Raw genomic sequence first — 24,572 nt, 5'->3', positions numbered from 1 at the left:
AAGTGTCACAGCGAGCCGACGGCCCGTCAGGCGCCGGCGGTCGCGTCTCGGCACAGCAGGCGCAGCGAGCCGTGGCCGGTGTAGCAGCGGCGGGCCTCCTCGATGGGGTCCCAGAGCCGGCCGTCGGGCGTGCGCACCCAGTGCTCGCCACCGGTCGCCCACCACTCGGCGCCGGTGTGCCGGACGACCACCTCCCCGGCGTAGGCGCCGAAGCCGCGCAGCACGCCGTCCACGGCCTGCATCGGCGCCCCCTCGCGTCGTATCTCCTCGATCACCCGGTCCACCCGCCACAGGCTCTGCGCCGAGTAGTCCAGGCGCAGCCGGGCGCCCTCGCGCAGGGCCGCGACCGCGTCCGCCGCCCAGCGCACGGGCTTCACGGCGGCCTGGGGCCTGGTCCGCTGCGGCGCGGTCCCGTCCGGGGCGGTCACACCGGCCGACGCGTCGGCCGGCGCACCGGCGGTCGCGTCGGCCGGCACACGGGCTGTCACATGGGCTGTCACATGGGCGTTCACATAGAGAAGAGCGAGCGCGGCCCGGCTTCCGTCACGCCTGGCGGCCGCCTCCCGACAACCGGCGCAGGACCGCCCCACCTCCACCGCACGACCGGCACAGGACGCGCGCACCCGGGGGCCGTCCCGCGCGGGGGGGTCAGCCGACGGTCCCGGCGGTGTTCCGGGCCCGCCGGGAGACCACCGCGCGCAGCACCCGCCGCCCCTCCCCCGACAGCTCCAGGGCGTGGCGCAGACCGTGCCCGCCGTGCCCGGCGAGGAGTTCGAGGACGGCGATCTGCCGGCGCAGCTCGGCGGCGACCAGCGGGGACGGCTCCTCGGCCCCGCCGGCCCGTGCGGCCTGCGGGTCGGCATCGTCCGGGGCGTCCTCGGCGGCCGGGTCGAGCAGGCGGTGGATGCGCAGGGAGGCGAGGGAGCAGGCGTCCGCCCAGGGGCGCAGGGCCTCGGCGGTGCGCTCCGCGGGGGCCGTGTCCAGCATGTGCCGGGCGAGCCGGACGGTCTCCGCGCCGAACGCGCCGGACGCGCCGGTCGCGTGGGACACGCCGGACGCGCCGGAGGCACCGGACCCGCCGGCCTCCCCGCCCGTCCCGCACACGGCCCGCGCCCGCTCCAGGTGGCCGCTCCAGTCGGAGCCGTCGGCGAGGCTCCCCCACAGCGGGCGCAGCAGCTCGTCGTCCTCGCCGAGCAGCGGCAGGCACCGATCCAAACAAGCCAGTCCGCCCGCGGCCAGTCCCCGCTCGTCGGCCCGTGCGATCAGTTCCACCAGGCTCATGAAGTCTCCCCGTTCTGGGTTCCGACCGGTACGGGACCCGTGACTCCCCTTACTGCGTGCGCGGGGGCGGGAGTGTCACAGCCGTTCGGTTTCAGCCAAACGCGGGGGCGGCGAGCAGCCGGTGCCGCTGCATCCGGCTCAGATGGAGGACGACCACGACGGCGAGGATCCCGGCCGCGGCGTCGAGCCCGTCGGAGACGAGCATCAGCCGGGCGGCGGAGGCCAGTTGCGCCGGGGTGTCGGCATCGCCGAACCGCGTGGCCGCGGGCCGGCCGAGCAGGAGGCCGAGGATCCACAGCGTCCACCATGCGTTGACCGGGGCGCGCCGGACCCGGGCGCCCGGCGGGAAGCTGGCCGTCCAGCTGTCCAGCACGACCCGGCGCGGGAACCACAGGTTCACGATCGGGCAGAACCAGCCGCCGATCACCCAGCCCCGCTTCAGCTGGTGCCCGTACGGCTGGAACGCCTCGGCGTTCACCCGCACCCGCCACAGCCAGCACAGGTAGACGACCATCGTGGCCACCAGGGTGACGCCCTGGGCGATGCCGGCGGAGCCGTAGAGGGTGTCGGCGCGGTCGGCACGGTGGACGACGTCCGCGCCGGCGGCGCCGCCCATCAGGTCCTGGGCGACGTTCATCTCTCCCAGGTCCGCGACGCAGGCGAACAGGTCGGCGGCGACGGCCACCCCCAGCAGCACCGCGGTGGCCAGGCCGAGCCCGGCGGGCGAGCGCAGCCGGGTGAGGGGCGGGGCGCCGAGGGGACCGGCGGGCATGGGTGGGACGGGCATGGGCGTGGCCATGGGCTGAGCTTCCCCCGAGGTGATGACGGTGACCGGCGGGCGGCGTGCGGCCGGCCGGCAAGGCGAACACCGGAAGATACGGCCGAAGATCATTCCGTGTCCACGGGTTTCGCCGGTTCCGCCCGGTTCCCGGCCGGGAGCGGCAGACAGCGGCCGGGGCGCTCCACCCGCCCCGCGCCCCGGCCGCTCGCCGTCCTCGTTCCTCAGCCCAGCCGGTTCGCCAGTGCCTTGAACTGCGTCCAGGACAAAGCGGGCGTGCGCGGGTCCCACAGTTTCTGCACGGTGGCCCGCAGCGGCATCCGGATCCCGGCCGCGACCTGGTCCGGCGTCTGCGCGTTGGGGAAGTCGCCCCAGACCGCGAAGGTGCCGCCGAGGATCTGCCCGTCGTACCGCGCCGGGACGGCGGCGGTGCCGCGCACCACCCGCGGGGTCCACTGCTCGTAGATCCGCTGGCCGGTCGGGTACACGAAGGTCTGCGGCTGGCCGAGGACGTAGTAGAGGAACTCGTCGTTGTAGTTGATCAGCTTGCGGCCGGCGCTCAGGTATTCCTCCGGCTGCCGGGCGCCGATCTCCTTGCCGGTCCAGTAGGCGACCTGGAGATCGCCCGCGGGCTGTACGGCGGTGGCGCTGCGGTAGAAGCCGTCGTTCCAGGCGCGCAGCGTCTTGCCGTGGGCGCGGACGGTGGCGGCGCGGTCGTTCAGCCAGCCGGTGGTGAGGTCGGCGACGTTGCCGTTCGCGCCGAACTTCGCCCGCGCGGCCGCGGCCAGCTGCGGATAGGCGGTCTGCGGGTCGCTCGCCATGAGCGCGGTGTACTCGTCGCCGCCCATGTGCCACTGGTCGCCGGTGAACAGGCCCGCGTACTCGTTCAGCAGGTCGTCGACCAGCTTGGCCGAGCCGGGCTTGGAGATGTCGATCGCGCCCTTGGTCACCACCCCGTTGCGGTTGCGCAGCTGGAGGTCGGGGTGGGCGGCGAGGACGGCGCCGAGGTGCCCCGGCGAGTCGAGCTCGGGCACGACGGTGATGTGCCGGCTGTCGGCCAGGTCCACGATTCGTCTGACCTGCGCCTTGGTGAGGTGGTCCGCGGAGACGATCTCCGGGTGGCTGCTGGACTCGATCCGGAAGGCCTGGTCGTCGGAGAAGTGCAGCCCCAGTTCGTTGAACTTCAGGTCCCCCAGCTCCCGTATCCGGTCCTCTATCCAGGACTCGGAGTACGGCTTGCGCGCGATGTCCAGCATGAACCCGCGCACCGGCTTGGCCGGCTCGTCGCGCACGACGCCCTCCGGCGCCGTGCCACCGCCGTGGACCTCCTGCTTCAGGGTCCGGGTGCCGTAGAAGACGCCCGCCTGGCCGGGGCCGGTGATGTCGACCCGCCCGCCGTGGACGTTCATCGTGTACGACTCCTGGTTGCCGCCGCCGGCCAGGGCCAGGCGCACGTCCCCCGCCTTGGTGTCGTTCTTCTGGCCCGCGTAGGTCATGCCGAGCTCACCGGCTATCAGCCGGCCCTCGTCGGCCAGCGACGCGTCGCCGATCACCACGCGGTCGCTCTTGCGCGGCTGCCACCCGGGCCCGCGGGCCGGGGTGTGGGAGCGCACCGCCGGGATGGTCTGCGGTGCCCTGGACATCGGATACGAGCGGGTGGGCGAGGGATTCGCCGGGGAGCCGGTGTCCGCGACGGTCGCCCGCCCGGAGCCCTGTCCCGCGCCGCCACCGGACGAGGCCCACACCCCGACACCCGTGCCGAGCGCGACGGTCCCGACCACCGCGGCGGCCACCGCCATCCGCTTCCGCTTCACCTGTTGCGCCGTCGCCCGGCGCCTGTGCTGGGTCACTCTGCCAACGTACGGCCCTTCGCCACTCGAACAGCCACTTGAACGTTCGCAAACTCTCCCGTCCGGGTGAATTTCAGGCATCGCGAGGACACAGAGTGACCACTCTCGATAACCTGACGACACATCTTTCACAGCATTCCCCTGCCACACCCCCTGTGACGCGAGGACTCACGCTGCCCGGACACCGCCTTCCGCATCTGCCCCGCCCCCTCGACGCGTTCAACGCGGCCCCCGCCGGCGAGGCCCGCGCCCTCCTGCTGCGCTGTCTGCACAGCCCCCGCTGGTCGCACCGCGTCGCGGCCCACCGTCCCTACCCGGACCTGGACGCCCTCCTGGCCGCGGCGGACGAGGCGGCGTACGACCTGGCCCCGGCGGACATCGCAAAGGCCCTGGCGCACGAGCCCCTGCCCACCCTCCCGGCGGACACCTATGCGGCCGCCCACATGGCACTGGACGCGCAGCACGCCGCCTACGAGGCCAGATTCGGACACGTGTTCGTCATCTACCTGGGCGACATCCCGCCGGCCGAGACCGCCGACCGCATCCTGGAGGCCATCCGGTCACGATCGGCGAACGATCCGGACGAGGAGCGCGCGATAGCCGCGGACGAGCTCCGCCGCCTCGCGAGGGGCCGGCTGGGCACCTTCCTCAAGGGCTCGGGACCGCACTCACCAGCGGCTCCGGCACTGGGCGCGACCAGCCCCAACGCGCCCGCACCGGGCAGATGACCGGCCCCCGGCTCCCCCATCCGGTGCCAGTTTGATCACACCGGTAGGCCCCCCGTAAGCGTCACCCCGCGGCATGGATACCATGTCGGGGGCCGGTGGACCGTACCCGGCCGGGCCCGACCGACAGTGAAGCCGGCGCGGCCCTAGTCCCCGCTCCCGGAGGGTTCTTCCGTGCCGGCTGGAACGCTGTACCGCGGCCGGGAAGGAATGTGGTCCTGGGTGGCTCACCGAGTCACCGGCGTCCTCATCTTCTTCTTCCTGTTCGTTCACGTGCTGGACACCGCTCTCGTGCGTGTCTCCCCCGAGGCCTACGACAAGGTCGTGGCCACGTACAAGACGCCGATCGTCGCGCTGCTGGAGTACGGCCTCGTCGCCGCCATCCTCTTCCACGCGCTCAACGGTCTGCGCGTCATCGCCGTCGACTTCTGGTCGAAGGGCCCGCGCTACCAGAAGCAGATGTTCTGGACCGTGATGGGTGTCTGGGTCGTCCTCATGCTCGGCGCGATCTACCCCGTGCTCGGCCACGCCGCTCGTGTTCTGTTCGGGAGCTGACGCCGATGTCCACCACTGAAACCACCGCTTCCGGGGTCGGCCCCGTCGAGGGTGCCGCCGTCTACAACGTCGACAACCCGGCCCCGCTGATCGAGGCGCCGCGCCAGCGGACCAAGAAGACCCCGAAGTCCACCCGCGGCAACTTCGAGCTGGCGGCGTGGCTGTTCATGCGCCTGTCCGGCATCGTGCTGGTCGTCCTCGTCATCGGCCACCTGGTCATCCAGCTGGTCCTGGACGGCGGCGTCTCCAAGGTCGGCTTCGCCTTCGTCGCCGGCCGCTGGGCGTCCCCGTGGTGGCAGGTCTGGGACCTGGCCATGCTGTGGCTCGCGATGCTGCACGGCGCCAACGGCCTGCGCACGGTCATCAACGACTACGCCGAGCGGCCTGCGTCCCGCATGTGGCTCAAGGCCCTGCTGTACACCGCCACGGTGTGGACCATCCTGCTGGGCACGCTGGTGATCTTCACCTTCGACCCGAACATCCGCTAGGCACGGGGCTGCGAGAATCATGAAGATCCACAAGTACGACACCGTCATCGTCGGCGCCGGCGGCGCGGGCATGCGCGCCGCCATCGAGGCGACGAAGCGCAGCCGCACCGCGGTGCTGACCAAGCTCTACCCCACCCGCTCCCACACGGGCGCCGCGCAGGGCGGCATGGCCGCCGCGCTGGCCAACGTGGAGGAGGACAACTGGGAGTGGCACACCTTCGACACGATCAAGGGCGGTGACTACCTGGTCGACCAGGACGCCGCCGAGATCCTGGCGAAGGAGGCCATCGACGCCGTCCTCGACCTGGAGAAGATGGGCCTGCCGTTCAACCGGACGCCCAACGGCACCATCGACCAGCGGCGCTTCGGCGGCCACTCCCGCAACCACGGCGAGGCCCCGGTCCGCCGTGCCTGCTACGCGGCCGACCGCACCGGCCACATGATCCTCCAGACGCTGTACCAGAACTGCGTCAAGGAGGGCGTGGAGTTCTTCAACGAGTTCTACGTCCTGGACCAGCTGATCCGCGAGGTCGACGGCGTCAAGACGTCGGCCGGTGTCGTCGCCTACGAGCTGGCGACCGGCGAGATCCACATCTTCCAGGCGAAGTCGGTCATCTACGCCTCCGGCGGCACCGGCAAGTTCTTCAAGGTGACCTCCAACGCGCACACCCTGACCGGTGACGGCCAGGCCGCGTGCTACCGCCGGGGCCTGCCGCTGGAGGACATGGAGTTCTTCCAGTTCCACCCGACCGGCATCTGGCGCATGGGCATCCTGCTCACTGAGGGCGCCCGCGGTGAGGGCGGCATCCTGCGCAACAAGGACGGCGAGCGCTTCATGGAGAAGTACGCTCCCGTCATGAAGGACCTGGCGTCCCGTGACGTCGTGTCCCGCTCCATCTACACGGAGATCCGCGAAGGCCGCGGCTGCGGTCCCGAGGGCGACCACGTGTACCTGGACCTCACCCACCTGCCGCCGGAGCAGCTGGACGCGAAGCTCCCGGACATCACCGAGTTCGCGCGCACCTACCTCGGCATCGAGCCCTACACGGACCCGATCCCGATCCAGCCCACCGCGCACTACGCGATGGGCGGCATCCCGACCAACGTCGAGGGTGAGGTCCTGGCGGACAACACCACCGTCGTGCCGGGTCTGTACGCCGCCGGCGAGGTCGCCTGCGTGTCGGTGCACGGCGCCAACCGCCTGGGCACCAACTCGCTGCTGGACATCAACGTCTTCGGCCGCCGCGCGGGCATCGCCGCCGCGGAGTACGCCCACAAGGCGGACTTCGTCGAGCTGCCGGAGAACCCGGAGTCGTTCGTCGTCGAGCAGATCGAGCGGCTGCGCAACTCCACCGGCAACGAGCGGGTGGCCACGCTGCGCCGCGAGCTGCAGGAGACCATGGACGCCAACGTCATGGTGTTCCGCACCGAGCAGACGATCAAGACGGCGGTCGAGAAGATCGCCGAGCTGCGCGAGCGCTACAAGAACGTGTCCATCCAGGACAAGGGCAAGCGGTTCAACACGGATCTGCTGGAGGCCATCGAGCTGGGCAACCTGCTCGACCTGGCCGAGGTCATGGCCACCTCGGCCCTGGCCCGCAAGGAGTCCCGCGGCGGTCACTACCGCGAGGACTACCCGAACCGCGACGACGTCAACTTCATGCGCCACACCATGGCGTACCGCGAGGTCGGCGACGACGGCACCGAGTCCATCCGTCTCGACTACAAGCCGGTCGTCCAGACCCGCTACCAGCCGATGGAGCGTAAGTACTGATGGCTACCCCTGTTCTGGACAAGGCGGACGCGGCCGGCCGGCCCGAGCCCGGATTCGCCGACTCCCCCTACATCACGGTCACCTTCCGGGTCCGCCGGTTCAACCCGGAGGTCTCGGCGGAGGCCACCTGGGAAGACTTCCAGCTGGAGATCGACCCCAAGGAGCGTGTCCTCGACGGTCTCCACAAGATCAAGTGGGACATCGACGGCACCCTCACCTTCCGCCGCTCGTGCGCGCACGGCATCTGCGGCTCGGACGCGATGCGGATCAACGGCAAGAACCGTCTTGCCTGCAAGACGCTGATCAAGGACATCAACCCCGAGAAGCCGATCACGATCGAGCCCATCAAGGGCCTGACGGTCCTCAAGGACCTGGTCGTGGACATGGAGCCGTTCTTCCAGGCGTACCGGGACGTGATGCCGTTCCTGATCACCAAGGAGACGAACGAGCCCACGCGTGAGCGCCTCCAGTCCGCGGAGGACCGGGCCCGCTTCGACGACACCACCAAGTGCATCCTGTGCGCCGCGTGCACGTCGTCCTGCCCGGTGTTCTGGAACGACGGCCAGTACTTCGGTCCGGCCGCGATCGTCAACGCCCACCGCTTCATCTTCGACTCGCGTGACGAGGCCGGGGAGCAGCGCCTGGAGGTGCTGAACGACCGCGACGGCGTGTGGCGCTGCCGTACGACCTTCAACTGCACGGACGCCTGCCCCCGTGGTATCGAGGTCACCAAGGCGATCCAGGAAGTCAAGCGTGCGCTGATCACGCGCCGCTACTGACCCGGCCGCCTGGCGCCATGCGAGGGGCCGTTCACCGCGATGGCGGAGAACGGCCCCTCGCCGCAACCCGCTCCAAGCCCGGCGCCCCGGCGCCCGGTCCGAAGACGTTCCCGGCGATCACGGGCCAGGTCGACTACGCCCGTTCGCCGAGCAGGTGAGCCGCCGGCCCGGAAATCACGGAATCCGACCGGGCGGCGCTCTAATGTGACGACATGTCAGACGATGAGTCGTACGAGCTGCTCGGGTTCGACAACGTGCTGCTCCCCGTCGGCGACCTCGCGGAGGCCGTCGGGTTCTACGAGCGGGCCGGCTTCGGCCTGGGCTTCCGGTTCGACGAGGCCGGGATCGCGCTGCTGACGGCGGGCGCCGAGACACCCGGGGTGCTGCTGCGGGTGGAGGAGGCGCTGGGCCACCGCAGCCCGCCCTGGCCCTCGCCGCGGCTGTGGCTGGAGGTGCCGGACGCGCGGGTGGCGGCCCGGCGGCTGTCCGACGCGGGGATCCGGCCGCTGGACGAGGTGTTCCAGACGGCCACCGGGTGGACGGTGGAGATCGCCGACCCGTGGGGCAACGTGCTCGGCCTGACGGACTACACCAGGCGTCCCGAGCTGGGCCGCAGAGGCTGAACCGGGGGGCGCTCGGACACTCGTTAGGCTCTGGGGCGTGCCCGTGAAGAACGACGGTCCCGAGGCGGCCGGTACCCCCAGCAAGTCCGAGCAGACCCGTGCGCTGATCCTGGAGACGGCCCTGCGGCTGTTCCGGGAGCGGGGGTACGACAAGACCACCATGCGGGCCATCGCCCAGGAGGCCGGGGTCTCCGTCGGCAACGCGTACTACTACTTCGAGGGCAAGGAACACCTGATCCAGGGGTTCTACGACCGGATCGCGGCGGAGCACCAGCAGGCGGTGCGGGGGATCCTGGCCCGGGAGACGGACCTGGAGGCGCGGCTCGCGGGGGTGCTCACCGCGTGGCTGGACATCGCGCGGCCGTACCACGAGTTCGCGGTGCAGTTCTTCAAGAACGCCGCCGATCCGGACAGCCCGCTGAGCCCCTTCTCCCAGGAGAGCGAGCACGCCCGGGAGCAGGCGATCCGGGTGCACCGGGAGGTCCTGGCCGGCTCCCGGGCCAAGGTGCCCGACGAACTGCGGGACGTGCTGCCCGAGTTGCTGTGGCTGTCCCAGATGGGCCTGGTCCTCTACTGGATCTTCGACCGCACCGAGGGCCGCGAACGCAGCTACCGCCTGGCCCGGCGCGGCGCCCGGCTGACCGCCCGCGGCGTCACCCTGGCCCGCTTCCGCGTCCTGCGCCCCCTGGTCCTGGAGGTCCACGAGCTGTTCACGGACTTCCTGCCGGGCATGACGAGGGTCCTGCCGGATCCGGGGCGCAAACCGGCCGAGTGATCACTTTCGGGTGAAGGCCCGAGGAAGAGGCGTCCGGCCCCGCCCTGCCTACGACGATGCTCTCGACACCGGCCCTTGGGAGGCACCTGATGTCCGGTGACGGCCCGCACGGCGTGACCCTGACCGACTTGATGGTGCCTTTCCTTGCAGCCGGTCTCGATGACGGCGACTCGAACCGGGAGCGAGTACGCGAGTCATCGTGTCCACGCACCCGGCGAGACCGTCGCCCTCCCCGACTCGCTCGGCGCCAAGGTCACCCTGGACGTCGAGCAGATCATCAGGGCCGGGCAGAAGCAGGACGGCTGATCAGATCCAGTCCAGCCGCCACAGGCGGTACACGCCCGTGCCGTCGGCGAGGTACTGGCCGCCGCCCACGTCCTCCGTGCTGACCGTGTACTCCTTGCGCTGCCACAGCGGGATCAGGGGGACGTCGGCGGCGACGTCGGACTGGATGCGCTGGAAGTCGGCGGCGGCGCGGCTGCGGTCGGCGAAGCGCTGGCTGTCGCGGATGTACTGGTCGACGTCCTTGTTGCTGTAGCCGGTGCTCATGGTGGAGCCGGTGCCCACGAGGGGCTGGCCGAAGGTGTCCGCGTCCGGGTAGTCGGCGACCCAGCCGACCGACCACGCGTCCAGCTTCCCGGCGGCCATGCGCTCCTGGAAGTCCGTCCACTCGTAGCCCTTGACGTCCACCTTGAACAGGCCGCCCGCCTCCAGCTGCTTCTTCAGCGCCGCGGCCTCCTCCGCGCCCGGCCCCTGTCCCACGCCGTAGGCGAAGGTGAAGCGCAGCGGCAGGCTCACCCCGGCCTGGGTGAGCAGCGCCCGCGCCTTGCTGGTGCTCTGGGTCGGGTACGCGTCGAAGAAGGACGTGGTGTGGCCGGTGATGCCGGTGGGGATCAGCGAGTACAGCGGGTCGACGGTGCCCTGGTAGACCGTGGCGGCCAGCTGCTCCCGGTTGACCAGCCACGCGATCGCCTGTCGCACCCGTACGTCGTGCAGCGGGGAGGCCGCGCGGGTGTTGAGGTACAGGTTGCGGGTCTCGGAGGTGTCGGACTCGTTGACGCGTTCGTCGGGGTCGCTCGGCGTCATCCGGGACAGCACATCCGGCGACAGCGTCCGGGACGCCACGTCGACCTTCTTGTCCTTCCACGCCTGGTCGAGCTTGGCCGAGTCGCTGTAGTAGCGCAGGTCGATCGGGCGCCCGGTGCCGCTCAGGTACCCCTTGTAGTGCGGGTTCGGCGTGAGCTCGGCCAGCTTGCCCTTGGTGTAGGAGACCAGCCGGTACGGGCCGGTGCCGTCGACCGCGGCGTCCTTGCGCAGCGCGTCGGCGGGGTAGCTGTCCTTGTCCACGATCGCTCCGGCGCCGGTGGCGACCTTCAGCGGGAAGGTGGCGTCCGGGGCCTTCAGGTGGAAGGTGACCGTGCGGGCGTTGTCCGCGGTGACCGAGTCGAGCAGGTCGAACAGGGACGACGGGCCGACGTCGGAGTGGATCTTCTTGACCCGGTCGAAGGAGAACTTGACGTCCGCGGCGGTCATCGCGCGGCCGCTGGGGAAGGTGATGCCGTCGCGCAGGGTGCAGCGGTAGGTCTTCAGGTCGCCGGGCGCGAAGCCGCAGCTCTTGGCCGCGTCCGGAACCGGCTGCACACCGTCCGGCTCGAAGGTCAGCAGGCTCTGGAAGACGTTGCTGAACAGGGCCCAGGATCCCGCGTCGTAGGCGCCGGCCGGGTCGAGCCCGGTGACCGCGTCCGTCGTGCCGACCGTGATGGTCCTGTCCTTGTTCTCCTGCGACGGCAGCAGTTGCCAGCCGCCGATTCCCACGACCGCCAGCACGAGCAGTGTCACGAGAATCCGCATGCGAACCGATCGCACGGTGGTGCCCTCCCAGACCTGTGCAGGCCCTACCCCTGGCTCAGCACAAAATGCGCCACTCCCCTGAAGTGACGCGGCTCACCTAATCACACGTGTTTCAGCGGGGGAAGGGCTTTCTGACCGGTTGTGGAAGAACTCACCAAACCATTGTCTCCGCCGGGCCTTCACAGGGTCTTCACGGGCGGGGGAGCGATTCCGGTCACATACCGCTAGGTCGTGTCCGTAAAGTCAGGGCAGCCAGAGCAGTAGGCAGGCGATGGTGACCATGGCCTGGTAGTGGCGGGCGCGTTTGTCGTAGCGGGTGGCCAGGGCCTTGTGGTGTTTGAGCTTGTTGAAGCAGCGCTCGACGACGTTGCGGCGCCGGTAGGCGGCCCGGTCGAGTCGGCAGAGGCTCTCGCCGCGGCGGAGGCGGCCGTTGATCTGGTCGATCCGTTCGGGGATCACGGCCTTGATGCCTCGGCGGCGGAGGTAGGAGCGGATCTTCGCGGACGAGTAGCCCTTGTCGGCGGCGACCCGCTCGGGTCGGGTCCTGGGCCGGCCGGGACCGCACCGCTGGACGCGGATGCGGGCCATGACCTGCTCGAACTGGGTGCAGTCGTTGACGTTCCCGGCCGTGATCGTGAAGGCGAGGGGCCGGCCCTGGCCGTCGCAGGCGAGGTGGATCTTCGTGGTCAGCCCGCCGCGGGACCGGCCGATCGCCTCGCCCGGCCAGGGCCCCCTTTTCGGGCCCCGGCCGCGTGCTGGTGGGCCCGCACGGTGGTGGAGTCGACGCACGCGATGGTCCAGTCGACCGTGCCGACGGCATCCGAGTGCTGCTGGACGTGGGCCAGGAGCCGGTCCCAGGTTCCGTCGGCCGACCAGCGGCGGAAGCGCTCGTAGACCGTCTTCCACGGCCCGTACCGCTCGGGCAGGTCCCGCCAGGCCGCACCCGTGGACAGCTTCCACAGAATCCCGTTCACCACCTGACGGCGGTCCCGCACCGGCCTGCCCATCCGCGACGGAGCCAGCAACGGCTCGATCACCGCCCACGACTCATCAGTCAACTCATGACGACGCACCACGAACCAACCAACGAGCAACCGACTTTGCGGACACGGCCTAGGACGTGCGGCGCAGGGCGCGCACACCGCGCAACCCGATGACCCCGATGACCGTCCCCAATACGAACGAGACGATCGCCAGCAGCAGGTGCACCCAGAAGTAGGCGGTCGGGTGACCGTCGTCGAAGGCGAGCCCGCTGCCGTCCTTGACCAGGTTCTTTACGAAAGTGATCCAGATGAACCAGCTCCACACCCCGAAGGCGAGCAGGAACCAGGAGACCGGGCGGCTGAGTTTCATACCTCCAGTATCCGGGGTGCGGTTTCGTGGCCGGGGCTGGGTCGGGACTTACCCGGCGGGTGCGAGTACGTTCTCGGTCGTGCCCGCACCCAAGAAGACCGTACGGCGATCACTGCTGGTCGGTGCCGCGACCCTGCTCTCCCTCGCCGCCACCGCGCCCGCCGCGCTCGCCGCCCCCGGTGCCCCGAAGACCCCCGCGCCCCCGGCCCGCATGTCGACCCTCGGCGGCGCCCGGCTCGGCCTGCCGGGCACCCAGGTGAATCTGGCACCGGGTGTCCCCGTGCTCCCCGAGGGGCTGACCGCCCGCTCCTGGATCGTCTCCGACGCCCAGTCCGGCGAGGTGCTCGCCGCGCACAACGCGCACTGGCCGCTGCCCCCGGCGTCCACCCTGAAGATGCTGTTCGCGGACACCCTGCTGCCCCGCTTCCCGAAGACGATGGAGCACCGGGTGGCGGCCCGGGACCTCGACGGCATGGGCGAGGGCTCCAGCGTGGTCGGGATAAAGACGGGCCACACCTACAGCGTCCACGACCTGTGGCTCGGGGTGTTCCTTCGCTCGGGCAACGACGCCGTGCACGTGCTGTCCGCGATGAACGGGTCCGTCGCCGACACCGTGCGGGACATGCGGCAGCACGCCGACGAACTCCAGGCCCGGGACACCCGGGTGATCTCGCCCGACGGCTACGACGAGCCGGGCCAGGTCTCCTCGGCGTACGACCTGTCGCTGATCGCCCGCTCCGGGCTCCAGAAGAAGGACTTCCGGGACTACTGCTCCACCGTGAGCGCCGACTTCGCGGGCTCGGAGATCCGCAACACCAACCGGCTGCTCAGCGGCGACACCGACGTCCCGGTCTACCAGGGCATCGCGGGCGTCAAGAACGGCAACACCACCCACGCGGGCGCCACCTTCACCGGGGTCGCCGAGCGGGGCGGCCGGGTGCTGCTGGTCACCGTGATGAACCCGCAGAAGCCGGAGCACAACGAGGTCTACAAGGAGACGGCGAAGCTGTTCGACTGGGGCTTCCAGGCGGCCGGCAAGGTGACGCCGGTGGGCGAGCTGGTGCCGCCGAAGACGGCCGCGCGGGCCTCCGCGGCGCCGAGCGGTTCGGCCACGGCGCCGGCGACGGCCGGGCAGGCGGGCTCCGCGCCGGTGGCGGGCTCCGCGCCGGTGGCGGCCGCCGCCGGCGGCTCCCGGGGCATGGGCACCGCGCTGGGTGTCGCGGGCGGACTGCTGGTGTTGTTGGCGGGCGGGGTCTTCCTGGTCAACCGCCGGTGGCCACTGCCGGATCTGATGCGCCGTCGGCCTCGCTCCTGACCTCCGCCGCCTCGCTCGGGGTGGCCGTCCAGGCGGCGCAGTACAGGACGAGTTTCGCGGTGAAGTTGATCCACAGCAGCAGCGCCACGGGGACGCCGAACGCGCCGTACATGCTCTTCGCGGCGACCCCCTGGATATAGCCGCTGAGCAGCAGCTTCAGCAGTTCGAAGCCGACCGCGCCGAGCAGTGCGGCGACCACCAGACGGCGGCGCGGCGGCTCCACCCCGGGCAGCAGGGTCAGCACGTAGAGCAGCACCAGGAAGTCGGCGAGCACCGCGACGGCGAAGGCGGCGGCCTGGAGCAGCACGGTGCCCCAGCCGTGCCGGGCGAGGCCCAGCTGATCGGAGACCTTGCCGACGGCGGCCGAGGCGAGGGTGGAGGCGGCGAGGGTGACCAGCAGGGCGCCGCCGAAACCCACCAGGATGCCGGCGTCCTTGGCCTTGGCGACCAGTGGGTTCTGCTCCTGGTCCGGCAGCTCCCAGACCGCGCGCAGGCAGTCGCGCACCTGGCCGACCCAGCCGATGCCGGTGAACAGCAGCGCGGCACCGGCGATCACACCGACGGTGCCGGCGTTCTGGACCAGCGAGGTGATGTCCAGCTGGCTGGAGACGACGCCCGGGAACTGCTCGGCGATCTTGTGCTCGACGGTCTGCTGCTGGGCGGTGCCGAGGGTGGCGGCGGCGACGGCGGCGGCCACGGTGAGCAGGGGGAACAGCGCCACGAAGCTGACGAAGGTCATCGCCGCCGCCAGCCGGGACCACTTCACCCGGTCCAGCCGCTCGAACGCCCGCCATGCGTGGGTCGCCGTCAGCCAGGTCACCAGCGGCCCGATGACGGGCAGTCTCTTGAGCCAGTCCATGATCCTGTCCCTGCCCTCCGCGCGGCGTCCCATGTGCGGGTACCCCGCGACCGCGCGCCCCGACGGAGCCCCGGCGTCCCACCATCGGGTGATCTTGGCCCCGGCAAGGTGACGAGGGACGAACAGCCCACTTATGGACGATACGGTCACGGACATGTCTGTGAAGGACGCCCACGCCCTGCCCAAGTCCCTGCTGGTCCTCGGCGGCACCTCCGAGATCGGCCTCGCCACCGCCCGCCGGCTGGTCGCCCGCGGCGCCCGCACCGTGTGGCTGGCCGGCCGCCCCTCCCCCGCCCTGGACCGGGCCGCCGAGGACCTGCGCGCCCTCGGCACCGACGTCCGCACGATCGGCTTCGACGCCCTCGATCCCGCGGCTCACGAGGCCGCCCTCGGCAAGGTGTTCGCCGAGGGCCCCGTCGACCTGGTGCTGCTCGCCTTCGGCGTCCTCGGCGACCAGGCGCACGACGAGCGCGAACCGCTGCGCGCCGTGCGGGTCGCCCAGACCAACTACACCGGGGCGGTCTCCGCGGGCCTGATCGCCGCGAGCGCCCTCCAGTCCCAGGGCCACGGCACCCTCGTCGTCCTCTCCGCCACCGCCGGCGAGCGCGCCCGCCGCGCCGACTTCATCTACGGCTCCAGCAAGGCGGGCCTGGACACCTTCGCCCAGGGGCTCGGCGACGCCCTGTACGGAACGGGGGTGCGGGTGATGGTCGTACGCCCCGGGTTCGTGCGCACGCGGATGACGGCGGGCCGGCCGCGGGAGCCGTTCGCCACCACCCCGCAGGCGGTCGCCACCGCGATCGAACTGGGGCTGCGCCGGGGCTCGGAGACGGTGTGGGTGCCGGGTGCGCTGCGGCTGGTGATGGCCGCGCTGCGGCACGCGCCGCGCGCGCTGCTGCGCAGGCTCCCGCTGTGAGCGGCGGTCAGCGGCTGGCGATGGTGCCGCGGCCGATGCCGGCCGGACCGGCCTGGGGCGGCACCACGGAGCCGCCGAAGGTGAACTCGCGCAGCTTGCGCCACACTCCGTCCGCGCCCTGCTCGTACAGCGCGAACCCGGTGCACGGCCACTCGGCCTCGAAGCCGGCCAGTTCCGCGAAGGCGCGGTCCATCGCCGCCTCCGCGATGCCGTGCGCCACGGTGACATGGGGGTGGTACGGGAACTGGAGTTCACGGGCGCAGGGACCGGAGCCCTCGCGGATCCGCTGCTGGAGCAGGGCGCACTCCTCGGCGCCCTGGACCACCCGGACGTAGACCACCGGGGACAACGGGCGGAAGGTGCCCGTGCCGTGCAGCCGCATCGGGAACGGACGGCCGCCCGCGGCGACCCGCAGCAGGTGGGCCTCGACGGCGGGCAGCGCGTCCTCGGGGACCTCGGTGGGCGGCAGCAGGGTGACGTGCGTGGGAATGCCGTAGGCCGCGGCGTCGCCGAAGCCCGCGCGCCGCTCCTGGAGCAGGCTGCCGTGAGGCTCCGGGACCGCGATCGACACGCCGATCGTTACGGTCCCCACGTCGTCTCCTGTCGTCGCGTCCGTCGTACCGTCCGGCCGGGTCGCCCGGGCCCTCGGCTTCGACTGTACGGCTATGGATGTCCTGTGGGCAGGCGCAACGGAAGTGATGTGCAGCGCTCTGCCCCCACGGGCGTGCGAACGGCCGTGCTCCTCAGCGCCGGTCCGTGCCTCGCGGCGCGGTCCGTGCTCCTCGGCGCGGCCGTGCGCGCTCAGTGCTTGGCCGGCAGGAAGCCGACGCGGTCGTACGCCTGCGCCAGCGTCTCCGCGGCGACGGCGCGCGCCTTCTCCGCGCCCTTGGCCAGGATCGAGTCCAGCGTCTCGGCGTCGTCCAGGTACTGCTGGGTGCGCTCCTTGAACGGCGTCACGAACTCCACCATCACCTCGGCGAGGTCGGTCTTGAGGGCGCCGTACATCTTGCCCTCGTACTCCCGCTCCAGCTCGGCGATGGACTTGCCGGTGAGGGTGGAGTAGATGGTGAGCAGGTTGGACACGCCCGGCTTCGCCTCCGCGTCGTAGCGGATCACCGTGTCGGTGTCGGTGACGGCGCTCTTGACCTTCTTGGCGGTGGTCTTCGGGTCGTCCAGCAGGTTGATGAGGCCCTTCGGCGTGGACGCCGACTTGCTCATCTTGATCGACGGGTCCTGGAGGTCGTAGATCTTCGCCGTCTCCTTGAGGATGTACGGCGACGGGATCGTGAACGTCTGCCCGAAGCGGCCGTTGAACCGCTCGGCCAGGTCCCGGGTCAGCTCGATGTGCTGGCGCTGGTCCTCGCCGACCGGCACCTCGTTGGCCTGGTACAGCAGGATGTCCGCGACCTGGAGGATCGGATAGGTGAACAGGCCCACGGAGGCCCGCTCGGCGCCCTGCTTGGCGGACTTGTCCTTGAACTGGGTCATCCGGCTCGCCTCGCCGAAGCCGGTGAGGCAGTTCATCACCCAGGCCAGCTCGGCGTGCTCCGGGACGTGGCTCTGCACGAACAGGGTGCAGCGGTCCGGGTCCAGGCCGGCGGCGAGCAGCTGGGCGGCGGCCAGGCGGGTGTTGGCCCGCAGTTCCTTCGGGTCCTGCGGGACCGTGATCGCGTGCAGGTCGACGACCATGTAGAAGGCGTCGTGACTCTCCTGGAGCGACACCCACTGGCGGACGGCGCCGAGGTAGTTGCCGAGGTGGAACGAGCCGGCGGTGGGCTGGATACCGGAGAGCACGCGAGGCTTTTCAGCAGAGGCCATGTCCCCCATTGTCTCATCGGCCGAGGGTGGCACCGGCCCCTGAGGTGGGGCGCGGTCTCCCCCGCCCCACCGGCGCGGCTCAGCCCAGGTCGACTTCCGGGTAGAGCGGGAAGCCCGACACCAGGTCCGTCGCCCGCTGGGCGATCTCCTGCGCGACCTTCTCGTCCAGCACGTGGGCGGCCTTGCTCGGGGCGCCCGACTTGGTGGTGCCCGGCTCGGTGGTGGTCAGCACGCGGTCGATCAGGCCCGCCACCTCGTCCATCTCCGCCGTGCCGAGGCCGCGGGTGGTCAGGGCGGGGGTGCCGATGCGGATGCCGGAGGTGTACCAGGCGCCGTTGGGGTCGGCCGGGATGGCGTTGCGGTTGGTGACGATGCCGGAGTCGAGGAGCGCGGCCTCGGCCTGACGGCCGGTGAGGCCGTAGGAGCCGGCGACGTCGATCAGGTTGAGGTGGTTGTCGGTGCCGCCGGTGACGAGGGTGGCGCCCCGCCGCATCAGGCCCTCGGCGAGCGCGCGGGAGTTGTCCACGATCCGCCGGGCGTAGTCCTGGAAGGAGGGCTGCCGGGCCTCGGCCAGGGCGACCGCCTTGGCGGCCATGACGTGCGGCAGCGGGCCGCCGAGGACCATCGGGCAGCCGCGGTCGACCTGGTCCTTGAGGGAGTCGTCGCACAGCACCATGCCGCCGCGCGGGCCGCGCAGCGACTTGTGGGTGGTGGTGGTGACGATCTGGGCGTGCGGGACCGGGTCGAAGTCGCCGGTGAGGACCTTGCCGGCGACGAGGCCGGCGAAGTGGGCCATGTCGACCATGAGGGTCGCGCCGACCTCGTCGGCGATCTCGCGCATGATCCGGAAGTTCACCAGGCGGGGGTAGGCCGAGTAGCCCGCGACGATGATCAGCGGCTTGAACTCGCGGGCCTGGGCGCGCAGGGCCTCGTAGTCGATGAGGCCGGTGGCCGGGTCGGTGCCGTAGGAGCGCTGGTCGAACATCTTGCCGGAGATGTTGGGGCGGAAGCCGTGGGTGAGGTGGCCGCCGGCGTCCAGGGACATGCCGAGCATCCGCTGGTTGCCGAAGGCCTGGCGCAGCTCGGCCCAGTCGGCGTCGGTGAGGTCGTTGACCTGGCGGGCGCCGGCCTTCTCCAGGAAGGGGACCTCGACGCGGTCGGCGAGCACGGCCCAGAAGGCGACGAGGTTGGCGTCGATGCCGGAGTGCGGCTGGACGTAGGCGTGCCGGGCGCCGAAGAGTTCCCGGGCGTGCTCGGCGGCCACGGACTCGACGGTGTCGACGTTGCGGCAGCCGGCGTAGAAGCGGCGGCCGACGGTGCCCTCGGCGTACTTGTCGCTGAACCAGTTGCCCATCGCGAGGAGGGTGGCCGGCGAGGCGTAGTTCTCCGAGGCGATCAGCTTGAGCATCGCGCGCTGGTCGGTGACCTCCTGGCCGATGGCGTCGGCGACCCGCGGCTCCACGGCGCGGACCACGTCGAGGGCGGCGCGGAAGGCGGTGGACTCGGTGGACAGGGGCTCTGGCATGGGGACCTCCGGACGGTGTGCGTTCAGCGTTCACGTTCGGCCCAGGCGCACGGCACTGTTTTCCCGCGAGGCCGCTCCCCGATGGTCCGTCCCATCCCAGCGCGCCAGTCACGGCCCGTGCTCAGCGTACCGGGCGGGCGCGGGGCGCAAGATCCGACGTCCACCATGCGGGCGAGGGCGGCCGGAAAACCGCTTGCCGGTCCGGCGTCCCGCCTCCAAGATCATCCGGTTCGGAAATCAAACTCACTTCTGAAGCTTGGATGAAGATGCGAAGACTCTGTCTGCTGCTCGTGGCGGTCCTGGCCGCGGTCACCGGGGTGGTGGCCCTGCCGGTGTCGTCCGCGTTCGCGGCGTCGGCACCGCCGTCCTCCACCGGCCAGCGCTGGGCCCTCAAGGTGAACGGTCTCTACATCGCCGCCGAGGTGAACGACTCCGGCGACCAGAACGGCAAGCTGCGGGCCCGCTCGACCTCCGTCGGCAGCTGGGAGACCTTCAGCCTGCACACCGACAACATCTCCGGCGTGGGCTACGGCACGACCATCACGCTGCGCAACGAGGAGAACGGCCTCTACGTCACCTCGGAGATCGGCACCACCGGCAGCCAGGCGGGCATGCTGCGCGCCCGGGGCACCAACACCGGCTCCTGGGAGCGCTTCTACGTCGTCCCGCAGAGCGACGGCACGTACGCGCTGAAGTCCGCCGCCAACGGCCTCTACGTCACGGCCGAGTTCAACTACACCGGCGGCGACCAGGGTCTGCTGCGCGCCCGTTCCAGCACGGTCGGCAGCTGGGAGCGGTTCACCTTCGAGAAGGTCGGCGGCACCGGCGACACGACGGCGCCGCCCGCATCGGCCGTGAAGGCCTCGGGACGGCACGACATCGCCTCGTGGAACCTGTGCGCGAACAACAACACGAGCGCGGCGTGCAAGCTCCAGTACGCCGACGCGGACACGGTCGCCTCCGGTGTCGCCGGTGACCTGGCCGGTTCGCTCGGCCACCGGCCGGAGGCGGTCTTCTTCCAGGAGATCTGCGAGAAGGCGGTCAAGCCGCTGGAACTCCAGCTGGAGAGCCGGCTCGGCGGCGGCTGGGACGTGCGGTTCGCGCCCACGTACTACAAGGTCGTCGACGCGGACGGGTCGACCGATCCGACGCTCATGGCCCAGAAGACCTGCATGGACAGCACCAGCGGCACCGACCGCGGCTCCTTCGGCATCGCCCTCGCGGTCAAGGACACCAACACCTGGTACCGCGGGTACACGCTGCCCTCCCCCGCCGGCAAGGAACAGCGGCCCGCGCTGTGCGCCACCGTCCCCGAGGACGGCACGGTCTACTGCGACGCGCACCTCAGCAGCGGCCACTACCTCGACGCCAACGGCAAGGAGGCCGGCGACGACCCCGACGGCAGCAAGCGCAAGGAGCAGGCCGCCGCGCTGCGGTCCATCGTGGACGGCCTGCAGGGCGCCGGGTACACGGCCTTCTACGGCGGCGACCTGAACACGACCACGGCGGACGTGTCCTACCTCGACACCCTGTACTCCGGTCACCAGGAGTGCGGTCAGGCGACCCCGGACGCGGCGCACACCGGTGCGCCCACCGACGGCAACAACAAGATCGACTACATCTTCGGTCCGGTCGGCCCGTCGTACGGCTGCGAGGTCGTGGACCCGGGGCTCTCCGACCACCGAGTGATCCACGCGACCGTCACCTTCTGAGCCGGCTCCGCCCGCCGGCCCCTCCGTCCACCGGAGGGGCCGGTTCCTCAGAGGATCACGTGCGGCAGGAAGCGGGCGTACTCGTCGGTGACGGGACCCGCCGACTCGCGGATGCCGAGGCCCGCCGGTTCGCCGTCGACGACCCAGGCGCCGAGGACGACGTGGTTGCCGTCGAAGACGGGCAGCGGGGCGAGTTGCTGGTAGCAGCAGGCATCGGGGCGCGTCGCGGACGCGCTGCCCGGCGGGTGCAGGGTGATGCCCTCGCCCTCGCGGCCCAGCAGGGGTTTGGCCACGTAGCCGGTGGCGGCGAGGTCGCGCGGGCCGTCGAGGTGGGCGGGGAGCAGGTTGGGGTGGCCGGGGTACAGCTCCCAGAGGACGGCCAGCAGGGCCTTGTTGCTCAGGAGCATTTTCCAGGCCGGCTCGATCCACAGGGTGCTGCCGCTGCCGCCGCCGTTGTCGAGGGTGTCCAGCACATGCCCGCCGAAGGCGTCGGTGGTGAGCCACTCCCACGGGTAGAGCTTGAAGATGCTGCGGATGAACCGGAGCCGGTTGTCCACGAAACGGCCGGAGAGGGTGTCCCAGCCGATCTCCTCCATGGCGAGCCAGTCGGTCTCCAGGCCCGCCTGCTGCGCGGTCTCCTTCAGATAGGCGACCGTCATCAGGTCCTCGCCCAGCTCGTCGGCCGCGGAGTGCGCGAAGTGCAGCGGGCTGCCGGGCGGGAGCAGCGCGGCCTGCCGGCGCCAGGACTCCACCAGGCGTTCGTGCAGGGAGTTCCACTGGTCGGCGCCGGGGAAGCGGTCCTCCATCCAGAACCACTGCGGGGAGGCGGCCTCCACCAGGGAGGTGGGGGTGTCGGCGTTGTACTCCAGCAGCTTGGCGGGGCCCGTGCCGTCGTAGCGCAGGTCGAAACGGCCGTAGAAGGAGGGGAGTTCGGCCCGCCGGTGCCAGGACTCCGTGACCGCGGCGGCCAACCGCGGGTCGGTGATGCCGAGGTCGGCGAGGCGGCCGTGCGCCACCATGTGGCCGGCCGCGGCCAGGCACATGGTGTGCAGTTCGGCGACCGTCTCCTCCAGCGCCTCGATCTCGGCGAGGGAGAAGACGTAGTACGCGCTCTCGTCCCAGTAGGGGCGCAGGCTCCCGTCGGGGTGGCGGGTGAGCGGGTAGATCAGCCCCTGCTCCTCGACGGTTCGCTGCCAGCCGGGGCGCGGGGTGGTGGTGCGGCGTTCCATCCGATGTCCCGGTCAGCCGCCGGAGCTGTGGGAACCGCCGCCGAAGCCGCCGCGGTGCACTCCGTGGCCGCTGCCGTAGTGGTCCGAGGAGCTTCCGTGTCCGCCGGACGAGCCGGACCCGCGGCTGGGCTTGGTGAAGGAACCGCCGTCCACCCAGGAGCCCTTCTTCTTGCCGCCGTAGTACCAGGCGCCGTCCGCGCCCGCCTTGACGGACTTGCAGTTCTTGTCCGAGACGACCTTGTAGCCCCTGGCGTAGTCGTAGCTGCCGCGGTCCACGCAGCGCTTGTCCGGCTCGGAGGAGCAGGCGGTGAGCGCGGCGGCCAGCAGCCCCACCCCGCCGAGCACCACCGCACCGGAACGCAACCGACGCGTCGTTTCCGCCATCTTCCCTACCCCCGTGTGTGCCGTGAACGCTCCGGGCCAGCCTAGAGACGGGTGTGAAGACCGGCCAAGGGGGGGTGAGCATGTCAGGTCTCCCATAGAGTCCGTTTGTGCTCTTTGGAATGGTGTGTGCCCTCGGGGCGGCGGTCTGCTTCGGCGCCGCGACGGTGTTGCAGGCGGTCGCGGCGCGGCAGGCGGGTCCCGGCGGGGGCGGTGAGGCGGCGCTGCTGCTGCGGGCGTTGCGGCAGTGGCGGTACCTCGTGGGGCTGGGCCTGGACGGGCTGGGCTTCCTGTTCCAGATCGCCGCGCTGCGTACGCTGCCGATCTACGCGGTCGGCGCCGCCCTCGCGGCCAGTCTCGCGGTGACGGCGGTGGTCGCGGCCCGGCTGCTGGCGGTGCGGCTCAGCGGCACGGAGTGGGGCGCGGTGGGCGTGGTCTGCGCGGGGCTCGCGATGCTGGGGCTGGCGTCCGGCCCCGAGGGCGGCGGGGGCGGCTCGGACACCCTGCGCTGGGTGATGCTCGGGGTGGCGGTGGCGCTGCTGGCGCTCGGGTTCGCGGGCGGCCTGCTGTCCGGGCCCGCGCGGGGTCCGGTGCTGGGGCTCGGGGCCGGTCTCGGGTTCGGCGTGGTGGAGGTGTCGGTCCGGCTGATCGACAGCCTCGCGCCGGGTGCCCTGCTGACCAATCCGGCGGCCTACGCGCTGCTGATCGGCGGGGGCGCCGCCTTCATGCTGCTGACCTCGGCCCTGCAACGCGGTTCGGTGACCGCGGCGACGGCCGGAATGGTGATCGGCGAGACGATCGGCCCCGCGGCGATCGGTGTCGTCTGGCTCGGCGACCGCACCCGGGAGGGCCTGGCCTGGCTCGCGGTGCTGGGCTTCGCGGTGGCGGTGGCGGGCGCGCTGGCCCTGGCCCGGTTCGGCGAGGCGCCCGCGGCACCGGCCGCGCAGGAGTGAGGGACCGGCTGCGCCCCCCGCAGCGCAACCGGTCCGCGCACCATCCTGTGCCGTCCGCCCGCCCGTGACCAGGAGCTTCTTTTTCCGGAACCGGTTCTTCAGGAACGTAGACTTCCGGTATTTGCCGGGCGGGGCGGCGAGGTCGCGCGCTCACCGGGAGGGAACGAGGGATGGACAGGCAGGCCCTGCGGTCGCTGCTGCGGCACAAGCGTTCGCTGATCGACCCCACCGAGCTGGGCTGGCCCCGCCGCACCGGGCGCGGCCGGCGCTCCGCCGGGCTTTCGCAGGCCCAGGTGGCGCACGCGCTGTACGTCTCCGAGCGCACCTACGCCCAGCTGGAGCGGGGTGACATGCCCTCCCCCGCGCCGGAGTTCCTCGACGCCGTCGCCGGGGTGCTGCGCATGGCGGAGCCGGAGCGGGCCGCGCTGTACGTCTACGCGCTGGGCCACGAGCCGCCCGTCCCGATGAACCCGGAGGCCGGCACCCGGGTGGACCCGGCCTGGCCGACGGCGGTCCGGAGTGTGTCGGGCCTGCCCTGCTACGTCAACGACGTGGCCTGGAACGTCCTCGGCTGGAACGACGACTTCCTGCGCATGTTCCCCCGGCGCCAGGGCGCCGAACCGGCGTTGCCGGAGCGGAACCTGATGCGCTGGATGCTGCTGTGCGAGGAGGCGCGCGAACACCATCTGGTGGACTGGGAGGAGCGGTGGGCGGCGCCCGTCGCGGCCCAGTTGCGGGCGGCGGTGGCGGCCCATCCGGACAACGCGGATCTGCGGCGGCTGGACGCGGAGGTGAACGACGACCCCGTGGTGGGACCCGTCTACCGCCGGCACGACATCACCTATGTGCAGCAGGACGGGGACACCCGGCCGCTGCGCCACGCGGGGCTCGACTCCGCGGACGCCGACCGGTGTTGCGCCGAGCACGTCCCGTCGGTGCGGGGCGCGGTGACCCTGTGCGCGGCGCAGCCGCTGGGTTCGCCGGGCGCCCGGTTCTTCTTCCTGGTGTTCCGGCCGGCCACCGGCTGAGCCC

At 71.5% G+C, this 24,572-nt stretch carries 24 protein-coding genes, 2 pseudogenes and 1 riboswitch; of the genes and pseudogenes, 13 read left to right on the top strand and 13 right to left on the bottom strand.

Going from position 1 to position 24,572, the window contains the following annotated elements; genetic code table 11:
• Window positions 1-26: 26 nt before the first annotated feature.
• From ACSP97_RS22060 to ACSP97_RS22045, 4 genes are all read right to left on the bottom strand, one after another.
• Entirely contained in the window at window positions 27-428 is a 402-nt protein-coding gene (locus ACSP97_RS22060) for a hypothetical protein (protein ID WP_355146041.1), read from the bottom strand.
• 220 nt (window positions 429-648) lie between these two features.
• Window positions 649-1,281, bottom strand: coding sequence for a hypothetical protein (locus ACSP97_RS22055; RefSeq protein WP_355532066.1), 633 nt, complete (start codon window positions 1,279-1,281; stop codon window positions 649-651).
• A gap of 91 nt (window positions 1,282-1,372) precedes the next feature.
• Window positions 1,373-2,053, bottom strand: a complete 681-nt coding sequence (locus ACSP97_RS22050; RefSeq protein ID WP_355145646.1) for a DUF4328 domain-containing protein — start codon at window positions 2,051-2,053, stop codon at window positions 1,373-1,375.
• A gap of 230 nt (window positions 2,054-2,283) precedes the next feature.
• The gene (locus ACSP97_RS22045) at window positions 2,284-3,858 is read right to left on the bottom strand and encodes a beta-N-acetylhexosaminidase (RefSeq protein WP_355324597.1); all 1,575 of its coding nucleotides are present in this window, start codon (window positions 3,856-3,858) and stop codon (window positions 2,284-2,286) included.
• Between the two features lie 206 nt (window positions 3,859-4,064).
• Between ACSP97_RS22045 and ACSP97_RS22040 the strand changes: the two genes are divergently transcribed.
• The 8 genes and pseudogenes from ACSP97_RS22040 to ACSP97_RS22005 form a co-directional block, all read left to right on the top strand.
• On the top strand, window positions 4,065-4,637 hold the full coding sequence (locus ACSP97_RS22040; RefSeq protein WP_355145644.1) for a 2-oxo-4-hydroxy-4-carboxy-5-ureidoimidazoline decarboxylase: 573 nt from the start codon (window positions 4,065-4,067) through the stop codon (window positions 4,635-4,637).
• 207 nt (window positions 4,638-4,844) lie between these two features.
• Entirely contained in the window at window positions 4,845-5,189 is a 345-nt protein-coding gene (sdhC, locus tag ACSP97_RS22035) for a succinate dehydrogenase, cytochrome b556 subunit (RefSeq protein WP_037656036.1), read from the top strand.
• 5 nt (window positions 5,190-5,194) lie between these two features.
• A complete protein-coding gene (locus tag ACSP97_RS22030) occupies window positions 5,195-5,677 on the top strand; it encodes a succinate dehydrogenase hydrophobic membrane anchor subunit (RefSeq protein ID WP_146469726.1) in 483 nt (160 codons plus the stop codon).
• Window positions 5,678-5,696: 19 nt separating this feature from the next.
• A complete protein-coding gene (gene sdhA / locus ACSP97_RS22025) occupies window positions 5,697-7,451 on the top strand; it encodes a succinate dehydrogenase flavoprotein subunit (protein WP_355145640.1) in 1,755 nt (584 codons plus the stop codon).
• Window positions 7,451-8,230: a succinate dehydrogenase iron-sulfur subunit gene (locus ACSP97_RS22020; protein ID WP_070026211.1), complete on the top strand. Its 780-nt coding sequence runs from the start codon at window positions 7,451-7,453 to the stop codon at window positions 8,228-8,230. The genes sdhA and ACSP97_RS22020 overlap by 1 nt, the downstream gene beginning before the upstream one ends.
• Before the next feature lie 212 nt (window positions 8,231-8,442).
• Window positions 8,443-8,853: a VOC family protein gene (locus tag ACSP97_RS22015; RefSeq protein ID WP_391869773.1), complete on the top strand. Its 411-nt coding sequence runs from the start codon at window positions 8,443-8,445 to the stop codon at window positions 8,851-8,853.
• A 37-nt stretch (window positions 8,854-8,890) separates the two neighbouring features.
• Window positions 8,891-9,628 (top strand): TetR/AcrR family transcriptional regulator, encoded by a 738-nt coding sequence (locus tag ACSP97_RS22010; protein WP_355145635.1) that lies wholly within the window; start codon window positions 8,891-8,893, stop codon window positions 9,626-9,628.
• A gap of 177 nt (window positions 9,629-9,805) precedes the next feature.
• Window positions 9,806-9,934: pseudogene (locus ACSP97_RS22005) on the top strand (Uma2 family endonuclease); the annotation flags it as partial.
• Here ACSP97_RS22005 and ACSP97_RS22000 read toward each other — a convergent pair.
• The 3 genes and pseudogenes from ACSP97_RS22000 to ACSP97_RS21990 all read right to left on the bottom strand — a co-directional run bounded on the left by ACSP97_RS22000 (window position 9,935) and on the right by ACSP97_RS21990 (window position 12,832).
• Window positions 9,935-11,479 (bottom strand): ABC transporter substrate-binding protein, encoded by a 1,545-nt coding sequence (locus tag ACSP97_RS22000; RefSeq protein ID WP_440553891.1) that lies wholly within the window; start codon window positions 11,477-11,479, stop codon window positions 9,935-9,937.
• 243 nt (window positions 11,480-11,722) lie between these two features.
• Window positions 11,723-12,486 (bottom strand): annotated as a pseudogene (locus ACSP97_RS21995) (IS5 family transposase).
• A 106-nt stretch (window positions 12,487-12,592) separates the two neighbouring features.
• Window positions 12,593-12,832: an SCO4848 family membrane protein gene (locus ACSP97_RS21990; RefSeq protein WP_070026217.1), complete on the bottom strand. Its 240-nt coding sequence runs from the start codon at window positions 12,830-12,832 to the stop codon at window positions 12,593-12,595.
• A gap of 79 nt (window positions 12,833-12,911) precedes the next feature.
• Here ACSP97_RS21990 and ACSP97_RS21985 point away from each other — a divergent pair, with 79 nt between their 5' ends.
• A complete protein-coding gene (locus ACSP97_RS21985) occupies window positions 12,912-14,147 on the top strand; it encodes a D-alanyl-D-alanine carboxypeptidase family protein (RefSeq protein ID WP_440553889.1) in 1,236 nt (411 codons plus the stop codon).
• Here ACSP97_RS21985 and ACSP97_RS21980 read toward each other — a convergent pair.
• Complete coding sequence (locus ACSP97_RS21980) at window positions 14,095-15,006, bottom strand: YihY/virulence factor BrkB family protein (RefSeq protein ID WP_435643134.1); 912 nt, start codon at window positions 15,004-15,006, stop codon at window positions 14,095-14,097. The genes ACSP97_RS21985 and ACSP97_RS21980 overlap by 53 nt on opposite strands.
• A gap of 160 nt (window positions 15,007-15,166) precedes the next feature.
• Between ACSP97_RS21980 and ACSP97_RS21975 the strand changes: the two genes are divergently transcribed.
• Window positions 15,167-15,922, top strand: a complete 756-nt coding sequence (locus ACSP97_RS21975) for a decaprenylphospho-beta-D-erythro-pentofuranosid-2-ulose 2-reductase (RefSeq protein WP_355146037.1) — start codon at window positions 15,167-15,169, stop codon at window positions 15,920-15,922.
• A 7-nt stretch (window positions 15,923-15,929) separates the two neighbouring features.
• Here the strand turns inward: ACSP97_RS21975 and ACSP97_RS21970 are convergent, their stop codons facing one another.
• From ACSP97_RS21970 to ACSP97_RS21960, 3 genes are all read right to left on the bottom strand, one after another.
• Window positions 15,930-16,514, bottom strand: a complete 585-nt coding sequence (locus ACSP97_RS21970) for a 2'-5' RNA ligase family protein (RefSeq protein ID WP_355324218.1) — start codon at window positions 16,512-16,514, stop codon at window positions 15,930-15,932.
• Window positions 16,515-16,723: 209 nt separating this feature from the next.
• On the bottom strand, window positions 16,724-17,749 hold the full coding sequence (trpS, locus tag ACSP97_RS21965; RefSeq protein WP_382011994.1) for a tryptophan--tRNA ligase: 1,026 nt from the start codon (window positions 17,747-17,749) through the stop codon (window positions 16,724-16,726).
• Between the two features lie 70 nt (window positions 17,750-17,819).
• The gene (locus tag ACSP97_RS21960) at window positions 17,820-19,265 is read right to left on the bottom strand and encodes a glycine hydroxymethyltransferase (protein WP_355532058.1); all 1,446 of its coding nucleotides are present in this window, start codon (window positions 19,263-19,265) and stop codon (window positions 17,820-17,822) included.
• 32 nt (window positions 19,266-19,297) lie between these two features.
• Window positions 19,298-19,387, bottom strand: a riboswitch (ZMP/ZTP riboswitch).
• Window positions 19,388-19,525: 138 nt separating this feature from the next.
• On the opposite strand from ACSP97_RS21960, the gene ACSP97_RS21955 reads away from it, so the two are divergent.
• Complete coding sequence (locus tag ACSP97_RS21955) at window positions 19,526-20,977, top strand: fascin domain-containing protein (RefSeq protein ID WP_440553886.1); 1,452 nt, start codon at window positions 19,526-19,528, stop codon at window positions 20,975-20,977.
• A gap of 47 nt (window positions 20,978-21,024) precedes the next feature.
• On the opposite strand, the gene ACSP97_RS21950 is transcribed toward ACSP97_RS21955, so the two are convergent.
• Both ACSP97_RS21950 and ACSP97_RS21945 read right to left on the bottom strand, forming a co-directional pair.
• Window positions 21,025-22,206, bottom strand: a complete 1,182-nt coding sequence (locus ACSP97_RS21950; protein WP_355532054.1) for a glutathionylspermidine synthase family protein — start codon at window positions 22,204-22,206, stop codon at window positions 21,025-21,027.
• A 12-nt stretch (window positions 22,207-22,218) separates the two neighbouring features.
• The gene (locus ACSP97_RS21945; RefSeq protein ID WP_355145615.1) at window positions 22,219-22,590 is read right to left on the bottom strand and encodes a hypothetical protein; all 372 of its coding nucleotides are present in this window, start codon (window positions 22,588-22,590) and stop codon (window positions 22,219-22,221) included.
• 119 nt (window positions 22,591-22,709) lie between these two features.
• Here ACSP97_RS21945 and ACSP97_RS21940 point away from each other — a divergent pair, with 119 nt between their 5' ends.
• Window positions 22,710-23,540, top strand: a complete 831-nt coding sequence (locus tag ACSP97_RS21940; protein WP_440558464.1) for a DMT family transporter — start codon at window positions 22,710-22,712, stop codon at window positions 23,538-23,540.
• A 170-nt stretch (window positions 23,541-23,710) separates the two neighbouring features.
• Complete coding sequence (locus ACSP97_RS21935) at window positions 23,711-24,568, top strand: helix-turn-helix domain-containing protein (protein ID WP_358270846.1); 858 nt, start codon at window positions 23,711-23,713, stop codon at window positions 24,566-24,568.
• Window positions 24,569-24,572 lie beyond the last annotated feature (4 nt).

The organism is Streptomyces sp. SCPE 10 (assembly GCF_051980735.1).
In the GTDB taxonomy this organism is placed as follows: Bacteria; Actinomycetota; Actinomycetes; order Streptomycetales; family Streptomycetaceae; genus Streptomyces; species Streptomyces misionensis.
Note: the sequence above shows the minus strand (reverse complement) of the source record. Positions and strands in the feature narration are given on the sequence as shown.

Coding starts and splice junctions, on each gene's coding strand:
- ACSP97_RS22055 (WP_355532066.1), bottom strand. CDS start 1,281: ATGAGCCTGGTGGAACTGATCGCACGGGCCGACGAGCGGGGACTGGCC.
- ACSP97_RS22050 (WP_355145646.1), bottom strand. CDS start 2,053: ATGCCCGCCGGTCCCCTCGGCGCCCCGCCCCTCACCCGGCTGCGCTCG.
- ACSP97_RS22045 (WP_355324597.1), bottom strand. CDS start 3,858: ATGGCGGTGGCCGCCGCGGTGGTCGGGACCGTCGCGCTCGGCACGGGT.
- sdhC (WP_037656036.1), top strand. CDS start 4,845: ATGTGGTCCTGGGTGGCTCACCGAGTCACCGGCGTCCTCATCTTCTTC.
- ACSP97_RS22030 (WP_146469726.1), top strand. CDS start 5,195: ATGTCCACCACTGAAACCACCGCTTCCGGGGTCGGCCCCGTCGAGGGT.
- sdhA (WP_355145640.1), top strand. CDS start 5,697: ATGAAGATCCACAAGTACGACACCGTCATCGTCGGCGCCGGCGGCGCG.
- ACSP97_RS22020 (WP_070026211.1), top strand. CDS start 7,451: ATGGCTACCCCTGTTCTGGACAAGGCGGACGCGGCCGGCCGGCCCGAG.
- ACSP97_RS22015 (WP_391869773.1), top strand. CDS start 8,443: ATGTCAGACGATGAGTCGTACGAGCTGCTCGGGTTCGACAACGTGCTG.
- ACSP97_RS22000 (WP_440553891.1), bottom strand. CDS start 11,479: ATGCGGATTCTCGTGACACTGCTCGTGCTGGCGGTCGTGGGAATCGGC.
- ACSP97_RS21990 (WP_070026217.1), bottom strand. CDS start 12,832: ATGAAACTCAGCCGCCCGGTCTCCTGGTTCCTGCTCGCCTTCGGGGTG.
- ACSP97_RS21980 (WP_435643134.1), bottom strand. CDS start 15,006: ATGGACTGGCTCAAGAGACTGCCCGTCATCGGGCCGCTGGTGACCTGG.
- trpS (WP_382011994.1), bottom strand. CDS start 17,749: ATGGGGGACATGGCCTCTGCTGAAAAGCCTCGCGTGCTCTCCGGTATC.
- ACSP97_RS21960 (WP_355532058.1), bottom strand. CDS start 19,265: ATGCCAGAGCCCCTGTCCACCGAGTCCACCGCCTTCCGCGCCGCCCTC.
- ACSP97_RS21955 (WP_440553886.1), top strand. CDS start 19,526: ATGAAGATGCGAAGACTCTGTCTGCTGCTCGTGGCGGTCCTGGCCGCG.
- ACSP97_RS21950 (WP_355532054.1), bottom strand. CDS start 22,206: ATGGAACGCCGCACCACCACCCCGCGCCCCGGCTGGCAGCGAACCGTC.
- ACSP97_RS21945 (WP_355145615.1), bottom strand. CDS start 22,590: ATGGCGGAAACGACGCGTCGGTTGCGTTCCGGTGCGGTGGTGCTCGGC.
- ACSP97_RS21940 (WP_440558464.1), top strand. CDS start 22,710: ATGGTGTGTGCCCTCGGGGCGGCGGTCTGCTTCGGCGCCGCGACGGTG.
- ACSP97_RS21935 (WP_358270846.1), top strand. CDS start 23,711: ATGGACAGGCAGGCCCTGCGGTCGCTGCTGCGGCACAAGCGTTCGCTG.